The 14,380-nt window shown below is 67.5% G+C and carries 12 protein-coding genes; 7 read left to right on the forward strand and 5 right to left on the reverse strand.

Features of this window, described 5'->3' with window-relative positions; all coding sequences use genetic code 11:
• Positions 1 to 20: 20 nt before the first annotated feature.
• Positions 21 to 1,688 (reverse strand): glycosyltransferase, encoded by a 1,668-nt coding sequence (locus tag RIF23_RS04520; protein ID WP_310911027.1) that lies wholly within the window; start codon positions 1,686 to 1,688, stop codon positions 21 to 23.
• Positions 1,685 to 3,670: a glycosyltransferase gene (locus RIF23_RS04525; RefSeq protein ID WP_310911028.1), complete on the reverse strand. Its 1,986-nt coding sequence runs from the start codon at positions 3,668 to 3,670 to the stop codon at positions 1,685 to 1,687. Before RIF23_RS04525 ends, RIF23_RS04520 begins: the two co-directional genes overlap by 4 nt.
• Positions 3,671 to 3,956: 286 nt before the next feature.
• On the opposite strand from RIF23_RS04525, the gene RIF23_RS04530 reads away from it, so the two are divergent.
• From RIF23_RS04530 to RIF23_RS04555, 6 genes are all read left to right on the forward strand, one after another.
• A complete protein-coding gene (locus RIF23_RS04530) occupies positions 3,957 to 5,240 on the forward strand; it encodes an amidohydrolase family protein (protein WP_310911029.1) in 1,284 nt (427 codons plus the stop codon).
• A gap of 133 nt (positions 5,241 to 5,373) precedes the next feature.
• Positions 5,374 to 6,492 (forward strand): alanine dehydrogenase, encoded by a 1,119-nt coding sequence (gene ald, locus RIF23_RS04535; protein WP_310911030.1) that lies wholly within the window; start codon positions 5,374 to 5,376, stop codon positions 6,490 to 6,492.
• 155 nt (positions 6,493 to 6,647) lie between these two features.
• The gene (locus RIF23_RS04540; RefSeq protein ID WP_310911031.1) at positions 6,648 to 7,781 is read left to right on the forward strand and encodes an enolase C-terminal domain-like protein; all 1,134 of its coding nucleotides are present in this window, start codon (positions 6,648 to 6,650) and stop codon (positions 7,779 to 7,781) included.
• 296 nt (positions 7,782 to 8,077) lie between these two features.
• Positions 8,078 to 8,449, forward strand: a complete 372-nt coding sequence (locus tag RIF23_RS04545; RefSeq protein WP_310911032.1) for a hypothetical protein — start codon at positions 8,078 to 8,080, stop codon at positions 8,447 to 8,449.
• 13 nt (positions 8,450 to 8,462) lie between these two features.
• Entirely contained in the window at positions 8,463 to 8,918 is a 456-nt protein-coding gene (locus tag RIF23_RS04550) for a MaoC family dehydratase (protein WP_310911033.1), read from the forward strand.
• A gap of 248 nt (positions 8,919 to 9,166) precedes the next feature.
• Positions 9,167 to 9,781 carry a superoxide dismutase gene (locus tag RIF23_RS04555; protein ID WP_310911034.1) on the forward strand — a complete coding sequence of 205 codons (615 nt, stop codon included), beginning with the start codon at positions 9,167 to 9,169 and terminating at the stop codon, positions 9,779 to 9,781.
• A gap of 57 nt (positions 9,782 to 9,838) precedes the next feature.
• Here RIF23_RS04555 and RIF23_RS04560 read toward each other — a convergent pair whose 3' ends face one another.
• Positions 9,839 to 10,546, reverse strand: coding sequence for an HAD family hydrolase (locus tag RIF23_RS04560; RefSeq protein ID WP_310911035.1), 708 nt, complete (start codon positions 10,544 to 10,546; stop codon positions 9,839 to 9,841).
• Between the two features lie 162 nt (positions 10,547 to 10,708).
• Between RIF23_RS04560 and RIF23_RS04565 the strand changes: the two genes are divergently transcribed.
• Entirely contained in the window at positions 10,709 to 12,685 is a 1,977-nt protein-coding gene (locus RIF23_RS04565) for a Xaa-Pro dipeptidyl-peptidase (RefSeq protein ID WP_310911036.1), read from the forward strand.
• A 77-nt stretch (positions 12,686 to 12,762) separates the two neighbouring features.
• Here the strand turns inward: RIF23_RS04565 and RIF23_RS04570 are convergent, their stop codons facing one another.
• Positions 12,763 to 13,029 (reverse strand): DUF2630 family protein, encoded by a 267-nt coding sequence (locus RIF23_RS04570; protein ID WP_310911037.1) that lies wholly within the window; start codon positions 13,027 to 13,029, stop codon positions 12,763 to 12,765.
• Positions 13,026 to 14,090 (reverse strand): hypothetical protein, encoded by a 1,065-nt coding sequence (locus RIF23_RS04575; protein WP_310911038.1) that lies wholly within the window; start codon positions 14,088 to 14,090, stop codon positions 13,026 to 13,028. Before RIF23_RS04575 ends, RIF23_RS04570 begins: the two co-directional genes overlap by 4 nt.
• Positions 14,091 to 14,380: the final 290 nt, after the last annotated feature.

Here is a 14,380-nt window from a genome sequence, read left to right on the forward strand (position 1 = left end):
GTGTCGAAGAGGGGTGGATCTCACCGGCCGTTTCGCCAGAGGAAGAGCCGCCGCAGGAGGCGGCGCGGATGGGTCCGCGTCGCCCATCGAATGCGGCGTTCCAGGCGGTCCGCGCGCTGTTTTTCCCGTTCGGCCCGCCGGGTGGCCGTGTCCAGACGGGTACGCCAGTCCGCGGGGGGTTCCTCAGACTCGTGCGCGTCGTCGCCGGTTTCGGTGAAGACGCGCCCCTGGCTTCCCTCGGTTCCGTGCATCCAGTACAACCCGTAGACGTCGGCCACCAGGGCGTCCAGCTCCGGGTCGGCGGGATCACCGCGACGACGACCGGCCAGGTGCGCCGCGCGCGCGAAGGCGGCGGTCCGCTCCAGACGCGGGGTGGCCCCGGCCCCGGTGACGCACAGCAGCCCCGCCCCCTGCCGGTTGGCTTCCTCAGTGAGGATCCGAACGGCACTTCGGCTGGGGCGCAGCGTGGCGGGCCAGAACAGCCGAAAGGTTACCTGCGGATCGGGATCCGCCGTGTGAAAGCGCACCCGGCTCTCCGCACGGAAGGTCTCGTGTACGAGTCGAACCTCCCGCAACGGCTCGTCCAGTGGGGCGCGTCGTTCGCTTCCGAGTTCCGAGAAGTCCCCGACCAGGGTGATGCGCACATCGGTGAGGTCACCATCCAGGAGGGCCTCCACCGTGGGGCGCACGTCGGCCGCGCTCACCATTCCGGTACTCAGGCCGGTCACGTCCAGCAGGATGTCCACGTAGGGCACCTCCCACTGCCGTCCACGGGTTCGGCGACGGCTCTCCAGCAACGGCACGCGGTTGGCGACGTAGGGGTGGCGCACAGCCGTTCCCTCGTCTCGGCGCGACTGCATCTGGGACCGCCCGAGGTGCCAACTGGAGGAGTCCGGGTCCGGGACGAACACGGCTCCGGTTTGGCCGACTCGGTAGGCGAACTCGGTGTCGCCTCCGAGGACCATGGCGGGGTCCATACCGCCGGCCGCGTCGAACAGCGCGCGACGCAGCGAGCCGGTGGCGCCGACGAACACGTGATAGGCCATGTGTCCGGCGGTGCGTAGCTGATCGCGAGCGTTGCTGTAGCGTTCCACCCAGTGCGCCTCGGCCTGCTGCTGGTCGAATAGCTGGCTGGCCTCGCCACGCCGCACTCGGTCATACACGTGTTCCGGATCGAGCTGGCCCGGCTCAACGAAACGCTTGTGTCCCAGAACAGCCACGTAGTCGGCCAGGTGGTGCCACCGCAGCTGCGACTCGACATGATCGTGGTAGGTGAGCATGTCCGCGTCCAGGCGCAGCAGCACGGTTCCCTCCGCGGCCGCCACCCCGGTGTTGACGGCGTGTGCGGATCCCCAGCCGGATCCCGCGGGCAGCAGTACGGTCCGCTCTGGTCGGATCTCGGGCAGGTGCAGCGGAGCAGAACTCCCGTCGGCGCCGTCGTCGACCACGATCACCTGCATCAGGTGGGCCGGGTAGGTCTGTGCGGCCAGTGCCGCGAGGGTGAGATCGAGCTTGTGTTGGCAGCCGCGTGCCGGGATCACCACACTGACGTCGAGTGTGGGCTCCCACGTCCCGAGTTCGGGCGGGCGCAGCGCGGAGTAGTCGTTGCGTCGCAGCAGAGGACGGGCCGGGTCACGGTGCGGTTGCTGGCTTCCGGTGGTGGCTGGGACACGTTCGGTCAGGGTCAACGCACCGCTCCTGTCAACTCGGGGATTGGTCGATCACCGGGGTCCGGCTCCAGCAGGGCACTCGGGCGCCAGCCCGGCCACTGTCCGGTGGTGCGGGTCAGGAAGTACCCCACTCCCTCGGACCAGGTGTGCCCCGAGGCTTTGCGTCGCAGCACGTATCCCAGGCCGTGGGTGCGGTAGATCCGGCCACCGTTCTTGGTCACCGCGGTGAACAGCTGGGTGTCGATGGCGCGAGGCAACGGCCGAAAACCGCCGACCTCGGTTAGGACAGTCCGATCCGCCAGGAACGCCCCGCCGGCCACGTACTGCCAGGCTCGTTCGGTCACGGTTCCGCGCCGCACGGTGATATCGAGTTCCTCGAGGTAGGTGTATTCCTGTCCGGAACCCGCGATGTCGGCGCCAGAGTAGTCCTTGGCCAGAAGCAGATCGGCCAGATGCTCCGGCCCGTACCAGTCGTCGTCATCCATCTTGGCCACCAGTGCGCCACTGCTGCGCTCCAGGGCGGTGTTGAGTACCTGGCCGTAGAGCTGGTTTCCCGCAGCTTCGGTTGTGATGAGCTGGTGACCGTGGTCCTGGAGCCGGTTCCGGGCCTGTGCCAGTACGGGGGCCAGACCCGCCTGTTCGGCGGAGAAACCGTGCAGGGTGAGCAGCACCTCCATGGTGACCCGGCGTTGTCGGCACACCTGGTTGAGAGCGAACTCGACCATCTCCGGGCGCCGGGTGCACAGGATCACCGAGATCGTGGGCTGCGGTGGCTGCGGGGCTCCCATGCCGCTACCGATCCGGCGCCACCATGCTCGGCTGCCGTGGGTGCGCAGTGCTGCCCGGCGTAGCAGCACGCTGTGTTCCTCCCGCAGGTGGTCGTCGCGCAGCTCTGCGGCGCTGCGCGAGCCGAGCAGTGGGGGCAGGTCGTCCCCCAGGCCCGAGGCCCACACCGGAACTTCCGTGCTGACCAGGGGAACCCCGGCCGCGGCGAGATGGGCCACGGCGCGGGGAGCGGTCACGGGGCTGGGCTCCACACCCCAGTCAATGTCCACGCCCCGTGTCTGGCGCAGTCGCGTGAGGTCGACATCGGTCACGGTGCCGCATTCCGGTATCCGCACCAGGGGCCGGCCCGCCTGAACGATGGCCCATCCGTCCTGCCCCCGCCGGAGGCAGGCCATACGGGCGGGGGCGGTTCCGGTTCGCGGAGACCGGAGAAAACCGACGGGATTGACGGTTCGCTCGTCCACGGGCGGTAGCTCCGTAACAGGGACACCCGACGCCGCCGCGCGAGATCGAGGATCCACCCGCTCGACCACCCGGACACGATCGTCGGTCCATTCGGGCCGGTCGGACGTTGCGTCGCGGTGGTGTCGCAGCACCATGTCCGCGGCGGGCGTGACCCGAAGGGTGGGGACCGGCCCGTCGTAGGTCGAAACTCGGCACCCCGGGTCGCCTGGACGCCACCGCGTGGCCTCCGCCAACTGCTGCGGTTCGGCCGCAAGAGCCACGAGCGGGTTGGGGGCCTCGTGGCGCCGTGCTCCGCCGAGGGCCCGTGCTACACCGGAAACGATGCTCCCTGTGGCGACGGGCTCCAAGAAGAACACCTCCAGGGACCAGGCCCCGCCCGGATGCCGACGCAGCTGCATATCCTCCAGGTGGTTCCACTGCCCTTGTCCAGGGTGAGCCGGAAGTGGCGGCCCCCAGTGGGCCGGAACGGAGGTGAACGCGAGTAGCACGTGCGGGGCCAGTGGAAGCCGGTCGGCCAGGGAGACCAGTCGCCGCAGATCGGTGGGGCTCGCCAGGATCAACAGCACGAACGATGCCTGCTCCAGATCGAGGCTCTGCACATCCCCGCCGCGGTCCAGGTCCACCACACGGTCGTAGGCACGAATGTGTCGACGGCGTAGCCGCGGTGGCGTGGTCAGGCCGATGTGCGCCACGAGGGCGGGATCATCTCCACGGACACGCGTCGCGTCGCGCAGAAGACGTGGGATCACGGACAACCTCCGAGCGGCCGGTAGGGACGGCAGGCGGCCCCGGCGACCCGAGGCGGGGATCCGGAGACCGGAGCGGCCTCGGGGCCGCTGGAACGTAGCGGGCTGGACCAGTCGGGTGGATTCGGCGATTCGGCCACCTCGATGGTCCGGCGGTGCCGACAATAGCGGGACATCACGTGGACGCACGGGCTGCGCACCGCAGCTGAACGGGGTGTTCTCCGAAGGTTCGCCGAGCGCTCACGTGCGTGACAGGCAGGCGTACCCGCAGGGAAGGGAGTGACAACCGATGCGGCCCTACACTGTGCGCTCACAGCGGGTGGCGACCCCTCAGGGGGTGGTGCCGGCCGTGGTTACGATCTGCGATGGTCAGATCTCGGACGTCAGCGTCATCGACGGTCACGCCAGGGGGCTCGGAGGTGAGGTCGATCTCGACCTCCAGGACACGGCCCTGTTGCCGGGGCTGGTGGATCTGGACGTGCGGGCCGGTGGCCCGGCCTCCGAGCTGGAACGGACCTATGCTGAGCTTGGGGCAGCGGCGGTTCGTGGCGGCGTCACGACAGTGGTGGTTGCTCCGGCTCCGGCCGAACCCGCGATAGTCGAGCCCGCCGCCCTCGCTACGCATCAGCACGCGGCGTCTCGGTCCGCGCAGGTGAACGTGTGGCATCTGGGCGGTGTCGCTCCAACCAGTTCGCCCGCGGACCTGGCCGAGCTGCGGGCAGGCGGCGTCCTCGGCATGTATGGCTCCCTGGCGGACGGGGGCGCTCCCGACCTGGACTGCCTCGACGACGCACAGCTGCACAAGGCGATGGCCGAAACGGCGGCACTCGATCTCCCGTTTCTGGTCCACGCCGAGGACAAGGAGGAATGTACCGGAGGCCCGGGCCCCGGGGAACGTCCACCCCGGGCGGAGCGTCGTGGCGTGGAACGTGTGATCGCGGGAGCACGGGTCACGGGAGCTCGGGTACACCTCACCCCGTTCACGGCTGCGGAGTGCGCCGCACTGCTGGAAGCGAGCCGGGCGCTGGGGCTACGCCTGAGTGCCCAGACCAATCCCCACTACCTGTGCCTGCCGGCTGAGCAGATTCCCGATGGCGGCCACGCGCTCGGGTGCCGGCCTCCCCTACGGTCCAACGCGAACCGCCAGGCTCTGTGGAGCGCACTCCTCGAGGCAAACAAACCGGAAAGCACCCGTGGCCGTTCGGGCCCGACCCCCCGGACTCCCCTACCGGGGCTCAGCAGTGTCGGTTCGGGGCATCGTCCCGCGACCGGCCTGCACACCGTGGAATGGTCCCTGTCGGCACTGTGGACCGCGGCGCGGCGCCGCGGCCAGGGATTGGCGGCACTGGAGCGCTGGACCGCCCGATATCCCGCCCAACTGATCGGGCTGGGGCACCGAACCGGGCGGATCGCCCCGGGCTACAACGCGGATCTGGTCGCGTTCGCGCCCGAGGAGCACTACCGGGTACCGCACGACGCAGGGTCGCTCTATGCCACTCGACAGCTCCAGGGGCGGGTGGTCGGCACCTGGGTCTCCGGACAACGCCTCTACGACGAGCTTTCCAACATGTAACCAATATCGGTAACTGGCTTCCATGTTGCTGGTAGCAGCCGGCACTGTCCGAGGCCACAGTGGAAGGAGGTGTCAATGACGATACAACGTCGCGTTGCCTCGCCACCGGCCGGCAACGCCCGAAGGAGGAACTGTGCGCGTCGGCATCCCCCGTGAGGTGAAGAACCACGAGTATCGGGTGGCGATCACACCGGCCGGGGTCCACGAACTCGTGGCACACGGCCACGAGGTCCTGATCGAACGCGATGCGGGTTCTGGCTCCCAGATCTCGAACGAGGAGTACACCGCGGCGGGAGCCCGCATCGTCGACTCCGCGGATGAAGCCTGGGGCCACTCCGAGCTTGTCCTGAAGGTCAAGGAGCCGGTCCCCGAGGAATACCACCGCATGCAGCCCGGCCAAACCCTGTTCACCTACCTGCATCTGGCGGCCTCCGCCGAGTGCACGCGGGCCCTGGTGGATCGCTCTGTCACCGGCATCGCCTACGAGACGGTACAGCTTGCGGACGGCTCGCTGCCACTATTGGCTCCCATGTCCGAGGTGGCGGGGCGGCTGGCGCCGCAGATGGGTGCCTACACGCTCATGCGGGTCAATGGTGGACGCGGGGTACTGATGGGAGGCGTCCCCGGAGTACGTCCCGCCCGGGTGACCGTACTGGGCGCCGGCGTAGCGGGGCTCAACGCCACCCAGATCGCTGCGGGTATGGGAGCAGATGTCACCCTGCTCGACCTGAACGTGGCGAAGCTGCGCCACGCCGATGCCGTGTTCAACGGCCGCGTCCAGACCGTGGTCTCCAACTCTTTCGAGGTGGAACGGGCCGCCCTGGAGTCGGACCTGGTGATCGGGGCGGTACTGATCCCCGGAGCCAAGGCACCCAGCCTCATCAGCAACGAGCAGGTTTCCCGAATGAAGCCTGGATGCGTGCTGGTCGACATTTCTGTGGACCAGGGCGGCTGCTTCGAGGACAGCCGGCCCACCACCCACGCCGAGCCCACGTTTCGGGTGCACGACTCGGTCTTCTACTGCGTGGCCAACATGCCCGGGTCGGTGCCCAACACCTCTACCCACGCACTGACGAAGGAAACACTGCGCTACACGCTGGCGCTCGCGAACAAGGGCTGGCACCAGGCACTCGTCGATGACGCGGCCCTGGCCCAGGGGCTGAACACCTTCGCCGGAGAGCTGACCAACAAGGCCGTCGCCGAGGCGCACGGACTGGCTTCGCGTACCGTCGCGGAAGTACTGGACGGCTGACGACGGCTGACTCAGCGCGGCAACAGACAGAGCGGCCCGACGCACACGTGCGTCCCGGGTGGGCACGGACCGGTGGTTAGGTGCCCAGGTCACGGTTAACCTCGAATCGGGAGACCGTGCCCACCCGGGAACCGTGCCATGAGGAGGCCAACGGCGTGTCACGCACTGAGCCCGCGACACTGCGCCGCGTCGCGACCGTCGAGGCCAACCGGCTGCGGCTTCCGGCGCGGCTGGCAGGTGCGGGAACCGGGTCCCCCCGGGGCGGTGATGTCCGGGAACGGATCGTGGTGCGCCTCAGCGACACCGCAGGTCGAGACGGCTGGGGTGAGATTCCCATCCAGGACGAGGTCCCGGATCACATCTGGAACTCGTTGGTCACGGACTACGCGCCCCGGCTGCTCACCCACACCTGGACCCGGCCCACCGACGCACAGCATGCCTGGACCGATCTGCCCTGGGCACCCACGGTACAGGCGGGCCTGGACACCGCCTGCTGGGTGCTGTGGAGCCGGCAACACGCCACCCCGCTCGCGCACAGCCTCGGCGGGAACCGCACCGCAATCCCAGCCGGCGCGACCTTGGGAATCCAGCCGGACCCCGAGTTGATGGTCCGTGCGGCCAACCGGCAGGTGGGACGGGGCATTCGGCGCCTTCGGGTCGAGGTGGCCCCGGGTCATGACCTCGAACCGATTCGTGCCCTGCGGGAGAGCTACCCCCATCTGGCCCTCCAGGTGGCCTGCGGTGGGCGGTATCAGGAGTCAGCCGAGGACCTGCGGACGCTACACGGTTTGGACTCCCTAGAGTTGGTGGCGATCGAACAGCCGTTCGCGGCGACTGACCTGGCGGCGCATGCACGTCTCCAGCGGGAACTGAGGACCCCCCTGGCCCTCGGCCGAGACGTGGATTCCCTGGCGACGCTGGACGCCGCCATCGCCGCCCGAGCCGTGCGGGCACTACAGCTGCACCCGGCGCGGTTGGGAGGCCTGACTCAGGCGCGTCGCGCCCACGATCGGGCTGTGGATGCGGGGTGGCAGGTCTGGTGTGGCGCGGACGGGATGGCGGGTCCCGGCCTGGCTGCCCAGACCGCGTTGGCATCGCTGCCCGGGATCACTCTGCCCAGCGACATCCCGCTGCCCACGGAACGACGCGGCCGCTGGCTGGTGGATCCACCGATTCGTTCCCACCACGGTCTCGTCCCGGTTCCCCTGACCGAAGCGGGTCTCGGTCATACGGTCAACGAGGCCGTGCTGCGCGAGCACACGGTCACCTCGACCGTCCTGCACGGCTAGCCCAGGGCTGTGCGGTGGAGACGGGGCCCGTGCCGTGTGCCTCGCACGCCAGCTGGCGTGCAGTAAGCCGTGGTGGATGAAGTTGCGGGAGGATCGCCGCCAGGCCCCATTCCTTGTTCCCGGCCCCATCGTCTGGAGCCGCCTCCGGATGCCTGGGCCACCTCAATCCCACCCCGCAGGGTGGGCGTGTGCTGCTGCCTTGCCCCGTGTGCCTCTTGTGCTGGAAGATCAGGGATCGGCAGGATCCAACCGGATTCCTGCCCCGCTCTCGTGTACGGAAGGACCCGCACCAGCTGGTGGCACTGTACGAGGTTCACGCCCGCAAGTGGCAGAACGCCTGGGAGCTTCGAGTCGAGGGTCTGGGTCTGACCTGGTCACCGACCCTGATCGACGCCGAATCCCGGGCCCGCGAACACATCGCCTCAAGCCTGGGGGTGAGCGAAGGTTCCATTCACGTGGATCTTGTGCCGCGCGTCAGTGACGAGCTCGACCAGCTCGCCTTGGAGGCGCGACGCACGGTACACGAAGCCGAGGAGGCCCAACGGGTCGCCGCGGCCAAGGCCCGCGAGGCGGTCGCCCGGCTCACCGACGCCGGGTTGAGCCCTGCGGACATCTCCCGGTTCCTGGGGCTTCCCCAGGAACGAATCACCAGACTGACCGAGCAGTAGCGAGGACATACGCATGCGCAGTTTCGAGGACGTGACCGCCCTCCTGGATGCCACGGGCGAGACGCTGGGACACAGTGAGTGGGTGGAGGTGGCCCAGGACCGGATCGACACCTTCGCCAATGCCACCGAAGATCACCAGTGGATCCATGTCGACCGGGAGCGCGCCGCGGAGGGGCCCTTCGGCACGACGATCGCGCACGGCTTTCTGACGCTCTCGTTGCTTCCGGCGCTCGCCGCGGAGGTCTATCACCTGGAGAAGGCTCCCAGCATGGGCATCAACTACGGCCTGAACAAGGTGCGGTTTCTCCAGCCGGTCACCGTCGGTTCCCGAGTTCGGGACAACGTGGTCCTGACGAGCGCGCAGCAGACCGAACGTGGCATCCTCGCCACGATGCAGCACACGGTGGAGATCGAGGGGCAGGAGCGGCCCGCCCTGGTCGCGGAGACCCTCACCCTGTTCGTCCCCTGATCCACCGATGCGTGACCGCTGCGGCGTTGGGCAGACTGGCCGGGAGATTCCCGGCCCATCGGTACCCGGGGAGCGGCCACGAACGGACCACGCTCGGCGGACAACCGTCCGGCGGGGACGAGTATTCCCCGCGGTGGCTGTCAGGATGGCAACACGCCACTGCGGGTGACCTGGCTGATAATTTTCTTCCTGAGCGTGAAGTCACACGTCTCTCACCACAAACACGACCAGAATCGGAAGGTGCGAAGATGTCCGCGCCCTATTCGCTTCCTGACCTGCCGTACGACTACGGTGCGCTGGAGCCGCACATCTCCGGCAAGATCATGGAGCTGCACCACGATAAGCACCACGCCACCTACGTGAAGGGTGCCAACGACGCGCTGGAGCAGCTCGCGGAGGCACGGGAGAAGAACAGCCTGGGCACGGTCACCAAGCTGGAGAAGGACCTTGCGTTCCACCTGGCCGGGCACGTCAACCACTCGGTGTTCTGGCCGAACATGTCGCCCGACGGCGGGGACAAGCCCCAGGGCGAGCTCGCTGCCGCGATCGACAACTTCTTCGGCTCCTTCGACGCGTTCCGGGCGCACTTCTCCGCGGTCGCGACCAGCATCCAGGGCTCCGGGTGGGCGATCCTCGCCTGGGACACCCTCGGCCAGCGGCTGAACGTGCATCAGCTGTACGACCACCAGAACAACCTGTCGGTTGGGCTGTACCCGCTGCTGATGCTGGACATGTGGGAGCACGCGTTCTACCTCGACTACCAGAACGTCAAGGGCGACTACGTCCAGGCGTGGTGGAACGTCGTGAACTGGGCCGACGTGCAGCGGCGGTTCGAGGAGGCCCGCAAGGTTCAGCTGGGCTGATCCAGCGGATCTTCTCGTCGCCACGCCGGGTGGCTGTTTCGGCCACCCGGCGTGAGGCTACGTCCCCCAGGACAACCGGCGCAGGAAATCCACAGCTTCGGCGACAGAGTCCACGACTGGGTGGCCGGTCGCGGCCAAGCGCTCACGAGCCATGAGCCCCCGGGCCACGAGTACCGCCTGCGCCCCGGCAGCGCTGGCAGCATGGGCATCGTCGTCGATGTCGCCGATCAGGACGACGCGCGACGGATCCTGCTCCTGGCCCCGTAGATGATGCACCAGGTGTTCTGCTTTGGAGTCGTGGGGACTGTCGAACCGTCGCCCGTCCACCCTGGTGAAGTGTGGTGTGAGCCCACGCTGGCCCACCAGTGGCTCCAGGTGCTCGTGGCTGGCCATGGATAGCAGGGACTGCGATCCGCCGTCGCCGCTCCACTGCTTCAGGGCTCGGGGCGCCTCCGGCACCAGTCCACAGTCCGGAAGATGCCGCAGATACTCGGCATCGTAGATGACCTGCACCTTCTCCCATTCCGCATCGCTGGGTTCGTGCCCGAGCAGCTCGGTGTAGCACTCCCGCAGGGGCCGACGGAAGACTGTGCGCCAGTACTCCAGACTGACCGTGGGCAGGCCGAACTCGATGCAGACCTGGTTGAGCGCAGCCATATTGGCGTGGTTGTCATCCAGCAGGGTGCCGTTCCAGTCCCAGACGATGTGTTCGACCTGCTGGAGGCTCGCGTTCCCACCAGCCGTAGTACCTATGTCTCTGTGCATCACCCTTGGCACTCTAGCGGCCGGCTCTGACGATCCACCCCCCGATACCGGACTCCCCCATCCGGAATGACACCTACTCGCGACTGATCCGCGCCCGAATCGTGACCTTAGCGGCTTGGGATGACGCCAGCCCTGCCCAACGACCCCGAGGGAACAGAGCACATGCGATCTCCCCACCGCCCGATCGGGCGGATCGCCAGTGTGACCACCGCGACCGTACTCATGGGAACGGTTTTGATGGCGCCAGCCCGGGGCGACACCCCGGAACTGACGGTCACCGACGAACGCACCCAGCCCGTATTTGACTACGCCGACGCCGTGTACCAGGAAGTCGATATCGAGACCGATGTGGACAGCGACGGTGATGGCAACCCGGACACGGTGCGTCTTCGTGTCCTGCGCCCCGGCGAGACCGAACACGGACTCCAGGTAGCAACCATCATCGAGCCCAGCCCCTACTGGGCCGGTCTCAATCCCCTCGACTTCTACGATGTCGACCGTGACGACGAGGACGCGGGAACGGTGCCTCCGACTGGCCCTCGCCCCAAGCTCATCCCCGACGATCACGACCGGACTGCGTCCATCACAGCCCGGGACGAGCCGAATCACCTGAGCGGTTACTACGACAACTATTTCCTGCCCCGCGGCTACGCCGTCGCGCAGCTGGACAGCCTGGGATCCAACGATGCGACCGGCTGTCCCACCTCTGGTGGACCGAACGAGACCGCGGGAGTGCGCGCGGCCGTGGACTGGCTCAACGGCCGCACCACCGGCACAGATCCCGAGGGTAACAAGGTGACCGCTACGGACTGGTCCACCGGCAACGCGGCGATGACCGGTATCTCCTACAACGGGACACTGTCCATCGCGGCCGCGACCACCGGTGTCGAAGGGCTACGCACCATCGTCCCCCAGGGCGCGATCTCGTCGTGGTACGAGTACTTTCGCGAGAACGGCGCTGTGCGGGCGCCCGCCGGGTTCCAGGGCGAGGACGCGGACGTGCTGGCCGAGGCCGTGTACACGCGGGACGATGACGAGATCTGCGAGCCCGTTCTGGAGAGCATCACCACCGACCAGGCCCGGCACACCGGCGACTACACGGACTTCTGGGACGAGCGCAATTACCGCAACGACGTCTCCGAGATCTCGGCCAGCGTGTTTCTCGCCCACGGCCTGACCGACTGGAATGTCAACGCGGACCAGGCGCTGCGTCTGTGGCAGAAACTCGGCGAACACGAGGTGCCACGCAAGCTGTGGTTGTACCAGGCCGGGCACGTCAACCCGTTCAACCTGCGGATCGAGGAGTGGCTGGACCAGCTCCACGCGTGGTTCGACCACTGGCTTTACGACCTGGACACCGGGATCATGGACCATCCCCCTGTGGACGTGCAGAACGCCGATCTGGGCTGGACGACCCACGAGACCTGGCCAGTCGCCACAACCCAGCCGGTACGGATGCACCTGAATGGAGCCTCTCCGAACGCGGACACCGCCACGGGGGGCTTGACGCCACAGCCCGGACCGGGGCGCGGACCACAGGAGTCGTTCACGGATGAGGGACGCACGGTGACCGCGGACGAGCTGGCCGCCGCGCCGGAATCCAGTTCCGGCGATCACGCCCTGGTGTATCTGTCCGAGGAACTGTCCGAGGATGTCCGAATAAGCGGCACGCCCGAGGTGTCCCTGCGCGCGGCCATGAACGGTCCTTCGCCCTACCTGACAGCCCTTCTGGTGGACTACGGCACCGACACCCGGGCCACCGGCGCCGTGGAGTACGACCCGGACGAGGAGGTGTGCTTTGGCGACGGGGTTCCAGCCGATCCTGGATGTACCATCCGCAGTTATCCGGTCACCGAGACGAGCGAGCAGCACATTGTGACACGCGGATCGCTGGACGCGCGTAACCGAACCTCCCTGGAACGGGGGCAGCCGGTGGTCAGCGACCGGATGTACCGGTACTCCTGGCAACTCAACACCCAGGACTATGTGTTCCAGGAGGGACACCGGATCGGGGTTGTCCTGCTGTCCACCGATCACGACTTCACGCTGAGATATCCCCCGGGCACGGATGTGACCGTGGACACCAACGCTGCGTCGATCACGCTGCCGATCGCACAGGGGCGTTCCGTGCTGCGTTGATTCGCCTCCGGCGCGTGTTCTCGGTCGCCACCACCCAGTTGCGGGAGAGCACGCGCCGGCAGGCCGGACACGCCAGGCTACTGCTGGTAGTTCTCTACTTCGGACACCGGTCGCGGGTGTGCCTGCCGTGGATCCTCGCCGTATTCGGCATGGGCGCGACGCTGCCGCAGCAGATCCCAGCACTGGTCCAGGGACTCTTCCAGAGTGCGCATTCGACGGCGCTCATCCGGGGTCAGACGATGCTCGGGCCGCTCGCGCAACGCCCGCTCTTCAGTGACCAACTCCCGAATCTCGGCCAGAAGATCACTGTCTGATTGGGTAGCGCCACCCTCGGTCTCACTCATGTTCTTATCGTCCGACCCGCGGACATCTGATTCAAGGTGCAACGCGTGGGAGCCCCGGCCGTGGGTGGGGCTGGCCGGGGCTCCGGGAGTCCCCAGGCACGCCTGGGGGGACTGGCCGACCTACCGCCGTCACCGTCACCGCCGCCGTCACCGCCGCCGTCACCGTCACCGTCACCGCCGCCGTCACCGTCACCGTCACCGCCGCCGTCACCGTCACCGCCGCCGTCACCGTCACCGTCACCGCCGCCGTCACCGGGCTCACCGGTCAGATCAACGGTGCTTTCGGCGAGGGTGAGATTGGCAAAGTCGCCCTCATATAGGACGTCACCCTCGGTGTCGTAGGCGGTACCGCTCATCGAAACGTCGATGCGGGCGTGCGCGCGAGCCTCCCCGGTCTCTTCCACCACAGTGCTTTCCACCAGGAAGTCGACCGCGCCGACGTCCGCTCCGAAGTCAGCCTCATCGCCGTCCAAGGAGAACTCAATGGATTCGCCCGGATTGATTTCGTTTCCGTAGAAAGTCAGGTCGGTGTTGACGGTGTCGTCATATTCGGCCGAAATGTTTCCGTCCATATCGATCTCGGCACTGGCACCCGCGAATACAGCGACCGCGTACCCGTAGAAATCCCCGGTCGGCTCGGGGGAAACTGCACCGGGAGCCACTCCCTCGGGGAGCACCAGATTCAAGTTTGCGAGCGCACTGGCGCTGCCGTACTCAGGATTGACACTGCTTTCCTCGAAATGGCTGGCACCGGCCTGTCCAACTGCCACGCCGTCGTGGAACTCCAGTGCCCCGTCGGGATCGCTTTCCCCGTCCCACTGGTTGAGGCCCTCGTTGTTGGAGGTAGCCATCCCGATAGACCCGCTGTAGGCCTCCGCAACAAACCCACCCGCAGGAAGCTCGATGTGCACCGCGGTAGCCCGGGCCGGAGCACCGTCATCGGCACTGAGAGGGGCGGCGCCCAGAGCCACGAACATCCCGGTCGCGAACACGGCCGCACAGGACTTGGTGACGATCGGCCGCGTGAACCACGTCGCCTGCGCCACATTGTTGGACATCATTAAAGTTTCTCCTTGACAGGAAGTACCACATGCAGAGGCCCGGTCACATTCGGGCCCAACGAATCCGGAGAGGCGGCATTCTTCCGTGCCAGCCGAGGGGGAAACTCACCACGATCCACGACCGAACCCCACCGCAAAACACCTCGGTACGAACCAGGAGCGTGAATCGACGTGCACGACTGTGGTGACATCGGTGCCACCGGCACAGAGGACCGCTCGATCCCCAGGTATCGCGGTTCAGGGCGACGTTGTGGACCTTAGCACGAGGCATACGCTCGCTGTAAACGGGA

Origin of the sequence: Lipingzhangella rawalii (genome assembly GCF_031628175.1) — a bacterium.
GTDB lineage: Bacteria > Actinomycetota > Actinomycetes > Streptosporangiales > Streptosporangiaceae > Lipingzhangella_A > Lipingzhangella_A rawalii.